This is a genomic window from Sphingopyxis sp. 2PD (genome assembly GCF_005503695.1).
Taxonomy (GTDB): Bacteria; Pseudomonadota; Alphaproteobacteria; order Sphingomonadales; family Sphingomonadaceae; genus Sphingopyxis.
Map to the genome: position 1 here is coordinate 20,097 of NZ_SCMU01000011.1, position 14,547 is coordinate 34,643.

18 protein-coding genes are annotated in these 14,547 nt (G+C 65.7%); 11 read left to right on the forward strand and 7 right to left on the reverse strand.

The genetic code is table 11. From position 1 onward, the window contains the following. Positions 1–154: 154 nt before the first annotated feature. The 6 genes from FFS18_RS10015 to purE all read right to left on the reverse strand — a co-directional run bounded on the left by FFS18_RS10015 (position 155) and on the right by purE (position 5,629). Positions 155–1,198, reverse strand: coding sequence for a glycerophosphodiester phosphodiesterase family protein (locus FFS18_RS10015; RefSeq protein WP_137870694.1), 1,044 nt, complete (start codon positions 1,196–1,198; stop codon positions 155–157). Between the two features lie 91 nt (positions 1,199–1,289). Then, positions 1,290–2,216, reverse strand: coding sequence for a bifunctional riboflavin kinase/FAD synthetase (locus FFS18_RS10020; RefSeq protein WP_137870695.1), 927 nt, complete (start codon positions 2,214–2,216; stop codon positions 1,290–1,292). A 163-nt stretch (positions 2,217–2,379) separates the two neighbouring features. Then, the gene (locus FFS18_RS10025) at positions 2,380–3,561 is read right to left on the reverse strand and encodes a dipeptidase (RefSeq protein WP_137870696.1); all 1,182 of its coding nucleotides are present in this window, start codon (positions 3,559–3,561) and stop codon (positions 2,380–2,382) included. A 4-nt stretch (positions 3,562–3,565) separates the two neighbouring features. Next, positions 3,566–4,057 (reverse strand): dihydrofolate reductase, encoded by a 492-nt coding sequence (locus FFS18_RS10030; RefSeq protein ID WP_137870697.1) that lies wholly within the window; start codon positions 4,055–4,057, stop codon positions 3,566–3,568. Continuing rightward, positions 4,054–5,127 (reverse strand): 5-(carboxyamino)imidazole ribonucleotide synthase, encoded by a 1,074-nt coding sequence (locus FFS18_RS10035; protein ID WP_283214407.1) that lies wholly within the window; start codon positions 5,125–5,127, stop codon positions 4,054–4,056. The genes FFS18_RS10030 and FFS18_RS10035 overlap by 4 nt, the downstream gene beginning before the upstream one ends. Before the next feature lie 4 nt (positions 5,128–5,131). After that, entirely contained in the window at positions 5,132–5,629 is a 498-nt protein-coding gene (gene purE, locus FFS18_RS10040; RefSeq protein WP_120217438.1) for a 5-(carboxyamino)imidazole ribonucleotide mutase, read from the reverse strand. A gap of 207 nt (positions 5,630–5,836) precedes the next feature. Between purE and FFS18_RS10045 the strand changes: the two genes are divergently transcribed. The 4 genes from FFS18_RS10045 to FFS18_RS10060 all read left to right on the forward strand — a co-directional run bounded on the left by FFS18_RS10045 (position 5,837) and on the right by FFS18_RS10060 (position 8,045). Beyond that, a complete protein-coding gene (locus FFS18_RS10045) occupies positions 5,837–6,481 on the forward strand; it encodes a GGDEF domain-containing protein (RefSeq protein WP_137870699.1) in 645 nt (214 codons plus the stop codon). A 67-nt stretch (positions 6,482–6,548) separates the two neighbouring features. After that, positions 6,549–6,878, forward strand: a complete 330-nt coding sequence (locus FFS18_RS10050; RefSeq protein WP_120217436.1) for a hypothetical protein — start codon at positions 6,549–6,551, stop codon at positions 6,876–6,878. Between the two features lie 32 nt (positions 6,879–6,910). Further along, a complete protein-coding gene (locus tag FFS18_RS10055; RefSeq protein WP_137870700.1) occupies positions 6,911–7,480 on the forward strand; it encodes a TMEM165/GDT1 family protein in 570 nt (189 codons plus the stop codon). Positions 7,481–7,589: 109 nt separating this feature from the next. Next, positions 7,590–8,045, forward strand: a complete 456-nt coding sequence (locus FFS18_RS10060) for a Dps family protein (RefSeq protein ID WP_120217434.1) — start codon at positions 7,590–7,592, stop codon at positions 8,043–8,045. Positions 8,046–8,387: 342 nt separating this feature from the next. Here the strand turns inward: FFS18_RS10060 and FFS18_RS17840 are convergent, their stop codons facing one another. Beyond that, positions 8,388–9,161, reverse strand: a complete 774-nt coding sequence (locus FFS18_RS17840; protein WP_120217433.1) for a cold-shock protein — start codon at positions 9,159–9,161, stop codon at positions 8,388–8,390. Between the two features lie 262 nt (positions 9,162–9,423). Here FFS18_RS17840 and FFS18_RS10070 point away from each other — a divergent pair, with 262 nt between their 5' ends. From FFS18_RS10070 to FFS18_RS10095, 7 genes are all read left to right on the forward strand, one after another. Further along, positions 9,424–10,041, forward strand: coding sequence for a ribonuclease D (locus tag FFS18_RS10070; RefSeq protein ID WP_120217432.1), 618 nt, complete (start codon positions 9,424–9,426; stop codon positions 10,039–10,041). Between the two features lie 14 nt (positions 10,042–10,055). Next, entirely contained in the window at positions 10,056–10,694 is a 639-nt protein-coding gene (gene lptC / locus FFS18_RS10075; RefSeq protein ID WP_120217431.1) for an LPS export ABC transporter periplasmic protein LptC, read from the forward strand. Beyond that, positions 10,691–11,269, forward strand: a complete 579-nt coding sequence (locus FFS18_RS10080) for an LptA/OstA family protein (RefSeq protein ID WP_137870701.1) — start codon at positions 10,691–10,693, stop codon at positions 11,267–11,269. Before lptC ends, FFS18_RS10080 begins: the two co-directional genes overlap by 4 nt. 106 nt (positions 11,270–11,375) lie before the next feature. Beyond that, positions 11,376–11,525 carry a hypothetical protein gene (locus FFS18_RS17445; RefSeq protein ID WP_168454191.1) on the forward strand — a complete coding sequence of 50 codons (150 nt, stop codon included), beginning with the start codon at positions 11,376–11,378 and terminating at the stop codon, positions 11,523–11,525. A 245-nt stretch (positions 11,526–11,770) separates the two neighbouring features. Beyond that, entirely contained in the window at positions 11,771–13,585 is a 1,815-nt protein-coding gene (locus tag FFS18_RS10085; RefSeq protein ID WP_137870702.1) for an ABCB family ABC transporter ATP-binding protein/permease, read from the forward strand. Positions 13,586–13,725: 140 nt separating this feature from the next. Continuing rightward, positions 13,726–14,070, forward strand: a complete 345-nt coding sequence (locus FFS18_RS10090; RefSeq protein ID WP_171005275.1) for an ArsR/SmtB family transcription factor — start codon at positions 13,726–13,728, stop codon at positions 14,068–14,070. Beyond that, the gene (locus tag FFS18_RS10095; protein ID WP_137870704.1) at positions 14,067–14,546 is read left to right on the forward strand and encodes an ArsI/CadI family heavy metal resistance metalloenzyme; all 480 of its coding nucleotides are present in this window, start codon (positions 14,067–14,069) and stop codon (positions 14,544–14,546) included. Before FFS18_RS10090 ends, FFS18_RS10095 begins: the two co-directional genes overlap by 4 nt. Position 14,547 lies beyond the last annotated feature (1 nt).

The window sequence follows — 14,547 nt, forward strand, 5'->3', positions numbered from 1 at the left end:
ACGCGGAGGGAAAGAAGTGAAGGGATTCGCGCAGAGATCGTAGAGATCGCAGAAAAAGAGAAAGGGCGGCAAAGCCGCTAATCCTTCTTCTCCGCGGCTCCGCGTCTCCGCGTGAACACAATTCCTCTGCGTCCTCTGCGCTCTCTGCGCGAATTCATTTCTGTCGCGGGCGCAGCGCCGGGCCGACCGCGCGGATGTCTTCGACCCAGATATAGCCGTTGAAGCTGGCGGGGATTTTGGCAAGTTGCTGCGGGGTGGAGAGGCCTTCGTTCGATTTGCCGCGTTCATAGGGGCCAAAGACGATGACGCGGGCGCCGACGCTGTCCATGCGGGCGATCAGCCGGTCGGGCCAGCCCCAGAAGGCCCATTGATAATTGATCGGGATACCCAGAATGCCGTTCCGGCAGCTTTCGGGGACGATGCCGGTCCAGCCGTACATCACATAGTCTTTGGTGCAGGCCATGCCCTCGCGCTTGAGGTCGAACGACCAGTTGGCGGGGAGCAGCTCGCGCATCCGCTTGACCGGGGCTTCGTGGCCGTAAAAGGCGTCGCCGAGCCTGGCGCTGTCGCGGCCCGAGACCCGGAGGATCGCGAACAGCTGGTCGGCCTCGGCGGGATTTTTCGACTTGAAGTTGAACAGGATCGGATGGACGGGGAGCGCTGCCAGCCCCTCCTCGACCGTCGGCATCTTGCCGACCCCCTTGCCGCGCAGCGGGAAGGTCTTGCCGCCGTCGGCGGTATAGCCATGGCCGATGTCGAGCGCCTTGAGCTCGGCCAGCGTCAGGTCGCGGGTGTCCCCCTTGCCGTCGGTGCGGCAATCGACGGTCCAGTCGTGGAACAGCACCATGCGCCCGTCCTTCGTCGGCGCGACATCGACCTCGACCATGTTGGCGCCGAGCCCGACCGCCCAGCGCATCGATTCGGGTGTGTTTTCGAACACCTCATGGTCGGGCGGATAGGCGTGGATGGCGGTGCAGGTGTCGCGGCCGACCGCGGCGCGCTTGTCATAGAGGTGATAGACGCCGCGGTGGGCGATGAGTTTGGGCTTGCCGGCGGGGGCGGGTGCAAGCCAGCTCGCGTTGCTGAGGGTGAGCCAGGCGACGAGCGCGGCGAAAAGCCACAGCGCGATTTTGGTGCCGCGACGCAGCGGCTTTTTCTGCGGGCCTTCGAGGGCGGTGGCCCAGTCGTCGTGCGTCATTTCGTCCCCCCAATCGTCACCCCGGACTTGATCCGGGGTCCATTCCCGCCGCGCCGCATGGACCCCGGATCAAGTCCGGGGTGACGAAGAATTATAGGTCCGCCAACAAATCCCTCGCCGCATCGCAATCCTTGGCGATCTGCGCCATCAGCGCGTCCATGCTGTCATATTTCGCCTCGGGCCGGATGAAAGCGCGAAAAGCGACGTCGATTTCCTGGCCGTACAGATCCTCGGCGAAGTCGAAGAAATGCGGTTCGAGCAGTTCCTTCGGCGGCACGAAGCTCGGGCGGATGCCGAGGTTCGCGGCGCCTTTCAGGATCCGCCCGTCCGGCAGTTTCCCGGTTACGGCATAGATGCCGTATTTCGGGCGCAGATAATTGCCCATGTCGATATTGGCGGTGGGAAAGCCGAGCAGGCGCCCGTTCTTGTCTCCATGCTCGACGCGGCCGCGCACGGTGAAGGGGCGGGTGAGCAGGCGCGCGGCGGTCGGGCAGTCACCTGCCTGCAGCGCTTCGCGGATGCGGCTCGACGAGATCACCGCGTCGTCCTCGACCGGCGCCACCATCTCGGTGAAGAAGCCGAGGCGGCGGGCGTGGTCGGCCAGCGTCACGACATCGCCGCCGCGGCCCTTGCCGAACACGAAGTCGGCGCCGGTGACGACCCCCGCGGCGCCATAGCGGTCGAGCAGCAGGCCGGTGATGAAATCCTCCGCCGTCGTCCCTGCGAGCGCGGCGTCGAAGGGCAGGACAAGCATCGCGTCGGCGCCCGCCGCGGCGAAAAGTTCCTGCCTTTGGTCGAGCGTGGTGAGGCGGAAGGGCGGGACGTCGGGTTTGAAGAAGCGCACCGGATGCGGGTCGAAGGTCGCGACGATCGCGGGGCGGCCTTCGTCCTTTGCGTGGCGGACGGCGCGGCCGACGACCGCTTGGTGCCCGGCGTGGAAGCCGTCGAAGTTGCCGAGCGCAAGGACGCCGCCGCGCAGCGGAGCATCGATGCGGGCGTGGCCGTCGAGGCAGATCATCGCCAACCCCTCCCCTTCAGGGGAGGGGCAGCGAGACTTGCGAACTTGTTCGCTAGTCGCAGCGGGGTGGGCCGCGAACGCTGCGCAAGACCGCTGGCCCCCACCCCAACCCCTCCCCTGAAGGGGAGGGGCTTGATCAGCGCTGCACCGATACGCCGCACGGTCATGGCGCAGGCGGCGTCAGTGGAACCAGCCCCGCCTTGAGCACGCGCACCGCATTGCCGCCCATCGCGGCGCGGATTTCGGCGTCGCTGAACCCGGCGTCGATCAGCGCCTGCGTCACCTGCACCAGCTTCGACGTGTCGAAACGCACCGTGGTGGCGCCGTCATAGTCGCTGCCGAGCGCGACATGGTCGATGCCGACGAGGTCGCGGACATGCTTCATCGCCTTGGCGATGCTGGCGGGCGAGGTGTCGCAGATCGCGGCGTCCCAATAGCCGATGCCGACAAGGCCACCCGTTGCGGCGACGCCCCGGATTTGTTCGTCGGAGAGGTTGCGATTGACCTTGCACGTCGCCTGCACCCCGCCGTGGCTCGAGACGACGGGGCGGCGCGCCATTTTGAGGATGTCGGCGACGCAGGCGTTCGAGCAATGCGCGATATCGACGATCATGCCCTTCGCCTCCATCGCGGTGACGACCTGGCGCCCGAACGGGGTGAGGCCGCCTTTCTTGAGCCCGTGCATCGATCCGGCGAGATCATTGTCGAAGAAATGGGTGAGCCCCGCCATGCGGAAGCTCGCAGCGTAGAGCTTGCCCAAATTGGCGAGCTTGCCCTCGAGCGGGTGCAACCCTTCGATACTGAGCAGCGCGCCGGTGGTCAGCGGCTTGCCCCTGCGCGCCGCAAGCAGCGCGTCGAGATCGGCGGCGGTGGCGACAGCGCGCAGCTTGCCGTCCGACGCCGCCACCGCGCGGTGCAGCTTTTCGGCGTGCCACAGCGAGCGTTCGAGCAGCGAGTTCCACGTCCGCACCGGCTGGAGCTGCGCGATCACCAGGCTGGTGATATTGTCGGTGTCGCCGCTGTTGGCGTCGTAATTCTGCCCCTTGGGCGATTTGGTCGTGCTGGCGAGGATTTGCAGCGCGACATTGCCGTCCTCGAGCCGCGGCAGGTCCATATGGCCGCGGGTCGCGCGGTCGAGGATGTCGCGTTTCCACAGCAGGGTGTCGCTGTGCAGGTCGACGATGGTCAGCGTTTTGTGCAGCGCCTTGGCGCGCTCGCTGACTTGCGGCAGCGGCTTGCCGTCGATCTGGTTGGTGCCGCGCTCGATGATCCCCGGCGCGAGCGCGAAAAAGGCGAGTGCGGCGAGAGCGATGACGAGCAGGATTCCGGTCAGCCAGCGGCGCATCGGTCTAGATCCTTGTCAATGTGACGAAACTGTATGCGGGGCGCCCGGCGTCGTCGGCGGGATGATCGTCGCGCGCGACTTCGCGCCATTCGGCGGGGTCGGGATAGGCGATGACCGCGTCGCCTTTCGGTTCGAGCCCGACTTCGGTCAGCTCGATGCGGTCGGCCTGGGGCAGGAACAGGCGATAGATTTCGGCGCCGCCGATCACCATGACGTGCGGGGCGTTGGCGAGCTTCAGGGCTTCCTCGATCGTCGCGACGGGCTCGGCGCCCTCGTCCTGCCAGTCGGGATCGCGGGTGAGGACGATGTGGCGGCGCCCTTCCAGAATTGCGGGCAGGCTGTCGAAGGTCTTGCGCCCCATGATCATCGGTCGGCCCATGGTGAGCTGTTTGAAGCGGCGGAGGTCGGCGGGCAGGTGCCAGGGCATCTTGCCGCCCGCGCCGATCACGCCATTGGCGGCGCGCGCGAGGATCAGGGTGATTTTGGGGTGATTCATGCCGGCGTGGTTCCGACCCAGGTTGCGTGGCCGAGCTTGCGGCCGGCGCGCACCTCGGTCTTGCCATAATGATGAACGTGGCACGCGCCGTCGGCGAGCAGCGCGGGGACGGCGCCGATGTCGGCGCCGATCAGGTTGCGCATCGTGACGGGAAGCGCGGTGGTCGCGGTGCTGCCGAGCGGTAGCCCGGCGACCGCGCGGATATGGTTTTCGAACTGGCTGGTGACCGCGCCTTCGATCGTCCAGTGGCCGCTGTTGTGGACGCGCGGCGCCATCTCGTTGAAGATCGGGCCATCGGCGGTGGCAAAGAACTCGCCGGTCAGCACCCCGACATAGTCGAGATCGTCGGCGATGCGCGCCATCAGCGCGCGCGCTTCGTCCTGTTGGTCGCGGACGATTTGCGGCGGCGGCAGGCTGGAGGTGGCGAGGATGCCGCCTTCGTGGACGTTGACGCTGCTGTCCCAGAAGCGCGTCTCGCCATCGATGCCGCGCACCAGAATGACCGAAAATTCATGCGCGAAGGTGACAAAGCCTTCGAGGATCGCGGCATGGCGGTCGATGCCGTCCCACGCGGCGTCGGCGTCGGCGGGGGTCGCGAGCCGCGCCTGCCCCTTGCCGTCATAGCCCATGCGCAGCGTCTTGAGGATCGCGGGCGCGCCGATTTCGGCGAGCGCGGCGCCCAGCGCAGCGCGGTCGGGGACGGCGGCAAAGGGGGCGGGGCGCCCGCCGAGCCCGGTCACGAAATTCTTTTCGGTCAGCCGGTCCTGCGCGATCTCGAGCGCCTGCGCGCCGGGGCGCACCGCCACATGCCCCGACAGGAAGCGGACCGTATCGACGGGGACATTTTCGAACTCGATCGTCACCGCGTCGCAACCCGCGGCAAAGGCGGCGAGGCGCGGTTCGTCGTCCCATGCCGCCTGCGTGTGGTGCGCCGCGACCTCGGCTGCGACGCTTTCATGGTCGGGGGCGTAGATATGCACCTGATAGCCAAGCTGCGCCGCCGCAACGCTGAGCATCCGGCCGAGCTGGCCGCCGCCGAGGATGCCGATCGTCGAACCGGGTGCGAGCAAGCGATCAGCCCTCGCGTACTGGGTGGGGGGCGACGCTGTTGGTCTGTTCGGCGCGCCAGGCATCGAGTTTTTGCGCCAGATCGGAGTCATTATTGGCGAGCAGCGCGGCGGCGAACAGGCCGGCATTGGTCGCCCCCGCCTTGCCGATTGCAAAGGTCGCGACGGGCACACCGCCGGGCATCTGGACGATCGAATAGAGGCTGTCGACCCCGTTCAGGGCCGCCGACTGGACGGGGACGCCGAGCACGGGCACCCGCGTCATCGCCGCGACCATGCCGGGCAGATGCGCGGCGCCGCCCGCGCCGGCGATGATCGCTCGCAGGCCGCGCGCCGCGGCGCCTTTGGCATAGTCGACGAGGCGATCGGGGGTGCGGTGCGCCGACACGATCTGGACGTCGTGCGCGATGCCGAATTGTTCGAGGATCTGGACCGCATGGGCCATCGTCGGCCAGTCCGACTGGCTGCCCATGATAACACCGACTTGCGGCGCTTCGTCGCCCATCACCCAACCCTCCACACAGCGGCCGTTATTCGCGCGATGAATCGCCGCCGCACCCCCCTAGCGACTGCGCCGCGCGCGGGCAACGGCACCGAACATGCAATACTGACTCGCGCGTTTACCGATTGGTATCAAGTCGCAGCTAGGGTTGCCGCGCAATATCCGTCGGCATCGGGCCGATGAATAAGGGTTGGTTTGCGGGGACGTTGAATGGATAGCGTAGGGGGGGCACGGATCGCGGTCGACCAGTTCGGCTCCGTCGCCGTCGACTCCATCGAAGATCAGCTGCGGGAGATCCGCCGGGAACGCGACGCGCTGCGCCGCGAAAACCGGGTGCTGAAGATCGCCGTGGCCGAACTGGAACGGGTGTCGGAACGGGACACGCTGACCCCCTTGTTCAACCGCCGCTATTTCCTGACCGCGATCCATCACCGCATCGCGCGATTCGAGCGCCATGCCGAGCGCGCCGCAGTGGTGTTTGTCGACGTCAACCAGCTGAAATATATCAATGACAGCTTTGGCCATGCCGCGGGCGACTTCGCCCTGATGGAGATTGCCAAGCGGCTCGCCGAATCGATCCGCGCCACCGATGTCGCGGCGCGCATCGGCGGCGACGAATTCGGGCTGATCCTCGACCAGTCGAGCGAAGAGGGCGCGCGCGCCCAGATCGCCCGGCTGGGCGATGTGCTGACGGCGGCGCCCGCGGCGTATGACGGGCATGAAATCGCGCTGTCGGCCTGTTTCGGGATCGCGATGCTCCAGTCGGGGATGACCGAATCGGACATTTTGGCTGCCGCCGACCGTGATATGTATCGCAACAAGCAGGGGCAGGGTTCGGCCCCCGGTCACCGCTAACCCGCCATTAACCAAATGAGCGCATCGTCCCGTCAGGACATTCATTGTCCGAAAAGGGGGGTGAGTGATGCGTACCCAAGCCGACCCATATCATGACATTCAGGACCGGATTACCGGGCAGATCGGCGCGCTGGCCGAAGCGCTGCCGCATTGCGCGCTGGCCCAGATCGTCCAGGGCATCGATGACATCCGCTGCCTGGCGCGCGACAACGGCTTTGCTGCGGTCGAAACGCTGGCGAGCCGGCTCGAATCGGCGGTCGCCGGTGGTGGCTATCGCGCCGCGATCCTGACCTATCTTGACGCGATGAGCGACGCCGCGACGGTGCCGCGCGGCCCTCTGCCTGCTGCCGCACAAGAGGCGTGGCTGGCATCGGTCGCGATGCGGCTCGGTCATTGACGGTTCCCACCTGACAATTCAGACGGGTTTTCATGGATGCAATCATGCTCGCGCTGGTGGCGGTGCTGCTGGCCAATGCCGACGGGCGCAGCGGGATTTTGCTGTCGCGGCTGCTCAGCGCGCGCCCGGACCGGCGTGTCGTCTTCGGCATCGCTTTTGGCGCCTTCCTGCTCAATGCCATCATCGCGGCAACCGCGGGGGCGATCGCCAACCGGATGATCGGACAGGGCGTCGCGGCGCTGCTGGTGGCCTTCGCCATGCTTTCGGCCGCCGCGGCGCTGCTGTGGCGCGGGCGGGGGTTGTTGTTTGACGACAAGGCTTTGACCGCGACCCCGACGATGCTGGCGGGGCGGCTGCTGATTGCGCAGTTCGGCGACCGCAGCCATTTCCTGATCGGCGCGCTGGCGGCGACCAGCGGCGCGGGGCAATGGGCGGCGGCGGGCGCGCTGGTCGGCTGGACGCTGGCGATGCTGCCATTCCTTGCTTTTGGCCCGACGCTGGCCGATCGGCGTGCGGCGCATGTCGTGCGCTGGGCGAGCGCCGTGATCCTGACGATCTGGGGGCTGCGCACCGCGATGGGCGCATTTGGTTTGATCGGCTGACGCGTTTTGCAGTCCATGCTTCATCGCTTTTGCCGATGAGTGCAACCGACAGCTTTCATGGCAAACGGCGCGGCAGTCCCTATATAGGGGCAGCAGAAAGGATATTCCCATGTCCCAGAACAACCAACCGGCGGTAGCCGACGCGCTCAACGCGCTGCTCGCCGACAGCTTTGCTCTCTATCTCAAGACCAAAAATTATCACTGGCACGTGCAGGGGCCGCGCTTTCGCGAACTGCATCTGCTGTTCGACGAACAGGCGGCACAGATTTTCGCGACCACCGACCTGATCGCCGAACGGGTGCGCAAGAATGGCGCGCGGACCCTCCAGTCGATCGGCGACATCGGCCGCCGTGCGTCGATTCGCGACGATGATACGGCGGGCGCCGATGCCGAGGCGATGATCCGGACGCTGGCCGACGACAACAAGATTTTGCTGGGCCAGCTGAAAGAGGTCAAGGCCGCGGCGGAGGCCGACGGCGACATCGCGACGAGCGGGCTGGTCGACACCTGGGCCGACGAGACGCAGCAGCGGATCTGGTTCCTGGAGGCGACGCTGGGCTATTGAGACCCGCCGGATTTGGGGGTGGGGAGCGGACGCACCTAAACCGTCGCCCCCGCGAAGGCGGGGGCCGCTAGCGTCTGACCCGCTCAGGTTGAATCAAGTCACCGTAGCCCTGAGCCTGTCGAAGGGCGATTATCGGCGAGAAGCGCCCTTCGACAGGCTCAGGGCTACGGATCAATTTGAACTGGACAGAACTCTAGCGGCCTATTTCTGCATAGCGGCGTAAACCGACAGCGGCCCCCGCCTGCGCGGGGGCGACGGCTAGTTTCGGCCGGAAACCCAACCGCAGCCAAACAAAAAAGGGCGGCCCGCAAGCCGCCCTTTTCATATCCGGTTATCGGCCGATCAGTCCTGATGCGGCTGGATGTTCACCGCGGCGAACTTGCCGCGATCGTCGACTTCGATGTCGAAAGCGACGCGGTCGCCTTCGTCGAGGCCCGCCATGCCGGCGCGCTGCACCGCGCTGATGTGGACAAAGGCGTCGGCCTGTCCGTCGTCGCGCGCGATAAAGCCGAAGCCCTTCGTCGTGTTGAAGAATTTGACCGTGCCCGAGGTGCGTTCACCGGTCAGCTGGCGACGCCCGCGGGCGCCACCCGGCGCGCCGCGATCGTCACGCTGGCGCGGCGCGAATTCTTCGACCGGCATCGGTTCGCCTTCGATCTTCAGATCGATGGCCGACACCTTGCCGTTGCGTTCGACCAGCGTGAAGCCGAGCGGCTGGCCCGAGGCCAGACCTTGCAGCCCGGCCTGTTCGACCGCGCTGATGTGCACGAACACGTCTTCCCCGCCATCGTCACGGGCAACGAAACCAAAACCTTTGGAAGCGTTGAAAAATTTGACCGTACCCTGGCCTTCGCCAACGACCTGTGCCGGCATGCCGCCGCCACGTCCGCCGCCGAAGCCGCCACGATCGCCGCCGCCGAAGCCGCCGCGGTCGCCACCGCCAAAACCGCCGCGATCGCCGCCGCCGAAGCCGCCACGATCGCCATAACCGCCACCGCGGTTACCGCCGCCGTAGCTGTCGCCGCCATAAGGTGCAGGTTCGAAGCTGTCGAAATTGCCGAAATCATCGCGCTTGCCGCGCCCCCGCTGGCCGCGGCGATCCTTGTTGAAACTCATTGTCTAATAGTCGCTTTCGGTTCGTCCATACCCCATATGATCGGCGCCTTGCGTCGGACGGGGACGCACTTCACCACGGGCACAGACTCGCCCCATGCCGCTAACGACGCAATATATAGCTTAAACATTCTGCATCTGCGAACGGAAAATTCAAGCCGCCGATGCCGGACGAACCGCGCTTTGCCGCGGGCTGGCGGCGGATCGGCCAGCGCCGGGAAAACCAGTCATTGAGCGGCAAGGCGGCTTGGCCTAAGGCGGGCGAATGAGCGTATATTTCCACGAAGAAGATTTGCCCGCCGGCGCATTGGGTCCGGGCGCCGTTGCGATCGACACCGAAACCATGGGGCTGAACCCGCTGCGCGACCGGCTGTGCCTGGTCCAGATCAGTGACGGGTCGGGCGACGAGCATCTGGTGCGCTTCGCTCCCGGCAGCCGTTATGACGCGCCAGTGCTGAAGGCTATTTTGACCGATCCCAACCGGTTGAAACTGTTCCATTTTGCGCGTTTCGACATTGCGGCGCTGCAACAGGCGCTCGGCGTCGTTACCGCGCCCGTTTATTGCACCAAGATCGCATCGAAGCTGGTCCGCACCTACACCGACCGCCACGGGCTGAAGGAGCTGGTGCGCGAACTTCTGGGTCAGGAAGTGTCGAAACAGCAGCAGTCGAGCGACTGGGGCGCCGCCGAACTCAGCGACGCGCAGCGCGATTATGCCGCGAGCGACGTGCGTTTCCTGCACGCGATGAAAGAGGTCCTGGATATGCGGCTGGCGCGCGAGGGGCGCACCGAATTGGCGCAGGCCTGTTTCGATTTCCTGCCGACGCGCGCCGCGCTCGACCTTGCCGGCTGGCCCGAAACCGACATTTTCGCGCATAGCTGACGGAAACCGATTCGATGTCCGAACGCGCCGACCTTGACCGCACGATGCGCCAGATGTGGGCGCGCAGCGGATCGAGCCATGACCGCGTGGTGCGCATCCTGCGCTACGGGCTGCCGCTGGTGATCGGCGTCGTCGCGGCGGTGCTGGTCTTTTCGCCCTTTACCCAGCGTGCAGAGATCAGCTTCCTGCTCGCCAAGGACAAGGTCGACATGGCGAGCGAGCGGATGAAGGTGACGCGCGCCGAATATCGCGGCCAGGATGCCAAGGGCCAGCCCTTTGCCCTGCTCGCGGGCAGCGCGGTGCAGAAAAGTTCGGCCGAACCGGTGGTGCGGATGACCGACCTGTCGGGTGCGATCCGGCTCGACGACGGCCCGGCGACGATCGTCGCGCGCGACAGCGCCTATAATATGGAAACCGAAAAGGTCGCGGTGCCGGGCATGGTGCAGGTCAGGGGTGCCAACGGATATCGCATCGATGCCAGCAATGTTTCGATCGACCTCAAGACACGAACCTTGACCGGACAGGGCGGAGTCCAAGGGGCGTTGAACATCGGCACGTTTTCCGCCAACCGCCTTTCGGCTGACCTCGACCAGCGGATCGTGCGGCTGGAAGGCAATGCGCGGCTGCGGATCAATCAGGGAGTGATCAAATGAACCGGCTATCGTTGATGAAAAGCGTGGCCTTGGTTGGGGCAGGCTTTTCGCTCACCAGCCTGGCCCTGTTGTCGACGGGCAGCGGCGGGGATGTCGCGCAGGCGCAGGCGCTTGCCAATCACAACAGCAACGCGCCGGTGACGTTCGGAGCTGATCGCTTCGAGGTCCAGGATCGCGCCGATCGCGCCATTTTTTCGGGCAACGTGCGGGTGGATCAGGCGGGATTGACGCTGACGGCAGCCCGGCTGACGGCGGCTTACACCCGTAGTGGCGGTACCGACGTCAACCGCATCGACGCCACCGGCGGGGTGGTGGTGACCAAGGGCGACGAGCGCGCGTCGGGCAATGTCGCAATCTATGACCTCGACCGCCGCCTGATCACGATGGTCGGCAATGTCGAGCTGCGCCAGCGCGGCAACAATCTGCGCGGCGGGCGGCTGGTGATTGATCTCAACAGTGGCCGCGCGACGGTCGACGGGCGCGGCGCGGCGCGCGGTCCCGACGGCAATCCGATCGCGGGCGTCACCGGCGGGCGCGTCACCGGCACCTTCACGGTACCGGAAAGAAAGCAGTAACCAGCGCCTTATACGGTTCTGCAACCATGTGCCTTCACCATGGGCGGCGGGACCAGAACCATCGCGGTGCCGGGGGGCGACGCCGCACATTGAAGGCGAGCCCCCGATGCGCTTCTCCCCGCTTGTTCCCCCGCGCCGTCCATCATTCGGCCGCCGCGCCGAGCCGCCCGCGGCAGTCATCCCGACCCCGACGAGCGAGGAACGGCGCCTGATCGAACGGATCATGCGGCATCTGGGGCCGCGCGAGAAACTCTAGAGTCTGTTCTTTTCAAATTGATCCGTAGCCTTGAGCCTGTCGAAGGGCGTTTATCGGCGAGAAGCGCCCTTCGACAGGCTCAGGGCTAGGGTGACTTGATTCAACCTCAGCAGGACATACCCTGGCAAGGCGGCTCCCACAGTCCTCATCCCGGCCTTCACCGGAATGACGAATATTAGGGATTGCTTCCCTTTGTCATTCAGTTTGCTTGGCGTTCCGCCCCCGCCCCCCTACATGGGGCGCACATGCCGCCCGATACGCTCACTTCCGCCGATGCGGCCAAGGAACCCCCCGTTCTCGATACGCTGAAGCGTTTCCTGCCCTATCTGTGGCCAGCGGGGCACCGCGGGCACAAGGTTCGTATCATCGGGGCCGGGCTGATCGTGCTGGCGTCGAAAGGCGTCCAGCTGTCGATGGGCTTTCTCTATGGCGCGGCGATCGACCGGATGGCGCCGGGGATGGAAGAGGGCGTCGCGCTGGCGATCGGGCTGGTGCTCGCCTATGCCGGGGCGCGCTTTGCCGGGGTGTTGTTCGATAATCTCCGCAACGTCGTGTTCGAGCGCGTCGGGCAGGATGCGACGCGTGAGCTGGCGATCGCGACCTTCAGCCATTTGCACGCGCTGAGCCTGCGCTTTCACCTCGCGCGGCGGACCGGCGAGGTGACCAAGGTGATCGAGCGCGGGACCAAGAGTATCGACACGATGCTCTATTTCCTGCTGTTCAACATCGCGCCGACGATCATCGAGCTGGCTGCGGTGCTGATCATCTTCTGGACCAAGTTCAGCTTCGGGCTGGCGAGCGCGACCGCGCTGATGGTGATCGTTTATATCATCTTCACGCGCAAGGTGACCGACTGGCGCAACGCGCTACGCACCCAGATGAACGACCTCGACACGCTGACGATCGGGCGCAGCGTCGACAGCCTGCTCAATTACGAAACGGTCAAATATTTCGGTGCCGAAGCCCGCGAGGAAGCGCGCTACCGCGACGTTGCCGATCGCTACGCGCGTGCCGCGGTCAAGAGCGAGAACAGCCTGGCGTGGCTGAACATCGGGCAGAGCCTGATCACCAACGCGGCATTGGCGGGGGCGATGGCCTACACCGTGTGGGGCTGGTCGGTCGGCGAATATAAGGTCGGCGATGTGGTGCTGGTGAACACCCTGCTCGCGCAGCTGTTCCGCCCGCTCGACATGCTGGGGATGGTGTACCGCGTCATCCGCCAGGGGCTGATCGACATGGAGGCGATGTTCCGCCTGATCGATACGCCGCCGGAGATTTCGGACGCGCCGGGCGCGGCGCCGCTGGCGGTCAACGGCGGCGCGGTGGCGTTCGAGAATGTCGTCTTTGGCTACGAACCCGATCGCACGATCCTGAACGGCGTGAGCTTTGCCGTCGGCGCCGGCGAGACGCTGGCGATCGTCGGGCCGTCGGGGGCGGGCAAGTCGACGATCGCGCGGCTGCTGTTCCGATTCTATGATCCGCAGGGCGGACGCATCACAATCGACGGGCAGGATATTGCCGCGGTGACGCAGGCCAGCCTGCGCGCGAGCATCGGTATCGTGCCGCAGGACACGGTACTGTTCAACGACAGCATCGGTTACAATATCGCCTATGGCCGCGAAGGCGCCAGCGCTGCCGAGGTTGCGGCGGCGGCCGAAGGCGCGGCGATCGACGGCTTCATCGCGATCCTGCCGCAGGGCTATGACACCGAGGTCGGCGAGCGCGGGTTGAAGTTGTCGGGCGGCGAAAAGCAACGGGTCGCGATCGCGCGGACGTTGCTGAAAAACCCGCCGGTGCTGATCCTGGATGAAGCGACGAGCGCGCTCGACAGCCGCACCGAGGCGGCAATTCAGGACATGCTGGAACGGATTGCGCAGCGGCGCACGACATTGGTGATCGCGCATCGCCTGTCGACGGTAACCGGCGCCGACCGGATCATCGTACTCGACAAGGGCCGCGTCGCCGAGACGGGAACGCACGACCAGCTGCTGGCGATGCGCGGGCTCTATGCCGATATGTGGGCGCGGCAGCAGGCGGAGAAGGAAGAGGGGACGGTTTAGTGTCCCGCCCAATTGTTCGTCATTGCTTCGCTTCGTTCACAATGACGAGGCGCAAAATCATTTCGATGTTTGTCGAAATATCTGTTGACGCCCGGCGCTGATTTCCATATTTCGATGATTATCGAATCATGGAGGCTGCGATGGAGTCGGAAACCGTTGTTCGCGCGCTGGGCGCGCTGGCGCAGGAGCATCGGCTCGCGCTGTTCCGGCTGCTGGTGCAGGCCGGGCCCGAGGGGCTGGCGGCCGGGGCGATCGCCGAGGCGCTCGGGGTTCCGGCATCGTCGCTGAGCTTTCATCTCGCGCAGCTGACCAACGCCGGGCTGATCGCGCAGCGCCGCGACGGGCGGTCGCTGATCTATTCTGCCGATTATGGCGCGATGACCGCGCTGCTCGGCTTCCTGATGGAAAATTGCTGCAGCGGCGCAGTCTGCGCGCCCGCTGTACCCTGTGACACCAAGGACAAGACCGAAAGGACTGCTGCATGAGCCGCTTTCATATGCACGTCGGGGTTGCCGACCTCGACAAGTCGATCGCCTTTTACTCGGGGTTGTTTGGTACCGCACCGACGGCGACCAAGCCCGATTATGCCAAATGGATGCTCGACGATCCGCGGATCAATTTTGCGATCTCGGTGCGCGACGGCGCGCATCGCGGGATCGAGCATGTCGGGTTGCAGGTCGAGGATGAAGCCGAACTCGCGGCGGTCTATGGCCGCCTGAAAGATGCCGGGGCGCCGGTGCTGGAGGAAGGCGCAACGACCTGTTGCTATGCCAAGTCCGAAAAAAGCTGGATCGCCGATCCCGACGGCGTGGTGTGGGAAGCGTTCCTGACCAACGGCGAATCGACGGTGTACGGCGACAGCCCCGATTTCGCGCCGCTGGCGTCGGACAATGCCGCCGAGGGCGCGTGCTGCGTTCCGACGATGCCGCAGGCGGCGCCGGTCAAGGTCGGCTGCTGCTGAC

Bases quoted from the DNA above. Each gene is read 5' to 3' on its own strand.
- lptC (WP_120217431.1), top strand. From the start codon at position 10,056: ATGTCCGAACGCGCCGACCTTGACCGCACGATGCGCCAGATGTGGGCG.
- FFS18_RS10020 (WP_137870695.1), bottom strand. From the start codon at position 2,216: ATGATCTGCCTCGACGGCCACGCCCGCATCGATGCTCCGCTGCGCGGC.
- FFS18_RS10030 (WP_137870697.1), bottom strand. From the start codon at position 4,057: ATGAATCACCCCAAAATCACCCTGATCCTCGCGCGCGCCGCCAATGGC.
- FFS18_RS17840 (WP_120217433.1), bottom strand. From the start codon at position 9,161: ATGAGTTTCAACAAGGATCGCCGCGGCCAGCGGGGGCGCGGCAAGCGC.
- purE (WP_120217438.1), bottom strand. From the start codon at position 5,629: ATGGGCGACGAAGCGCCGCAAGTCGGTGTTATCATGGGCAGCCAGTCG.
- FFS18_RS10095 (WP_137870704.1), top strand. From the start codon at position 14,067: ATGAGCCGCTTTCATATGCACGTCGGGGTTGCCGACCTCGACAAGTCG.
- FFS18_RS10090 (WP_171005275.1), top strand. From the start codon at position 13,726: ATGGAGTCGGAAACCGTTGTTCGCGCGCTGGGCGCGCTGGCGCAGGAG.
- FFS18_RS10085 (WP_137870702.1), top strand. From the start codon at position 11,771: ATGCCGCCCGATACGCTCACTTCCGCCGATGCGGCCAAGGAACCCCCC.
- FFS18_RS10055 (WP_137870700.1), top strand. From the start codon at position 6,911: ATGGATGCAATCATGCTCGCGCTGGTGGCGGTGCTGCTGGCCAATGCC.
- FFS18_RS17445 (WP_168454191.1), top strand. From the start codon at position 11,376: ATGCGCTTCTCCCCGCTTGTTCCCCCGCGCCGTCCATCATTCGGCCGC.
- FFS18_RS10025 (WP_137870696.1), bottom strand. From the start codon at position 3,561: ATGCGCCGCTGGCTGACCGGAATCCTGCTCGTCATCGCTCTCGCCGCA.
- FFS18_RS10050 (WP_120217436.1), top strand. From the start codon at position 6,549: ATGCGTACCCAAGCCGACCCATATCATGACATTCAGGACCGGATTACC.
- FFS18_RS10070 (WP_120217432.1), top strand. From the start codon at position 9,424: ATGAGCGTATATTTCCACGAAGAAGATTTGCCCGCCGGCGCATTGGGT.
- FFS18_RS10060 (WP_120217434.1), top strand. From the start codon at position 7,590: ATGTCCCAGAACAACCAACCGGCGGTAGCCGACGCGCTCAACGCGCTG.
- FFS18_RS10015 (WP_137870694.1), bottom strand. From the start codon at position 1,198: ATGACGCACGACGACTGGGCCACCGCCCTCGAAGGCCCGCAGAAAAAG.
- FFS18_RS10045 (WP_137870699.1), top strand. From the start codon at position 5,837: ATGGATAGCGTAGGGGGGGCACGGATCGCGGTCGACCAGTTCGGCTCC.
- FFS18_RS10080 (WP_137870701.1), top strand. From the start codon at position 10,691: ATGAACCGGCTATCGTTGATGAAAAGCGTGGCCTTGGTTGGGGCAGGC.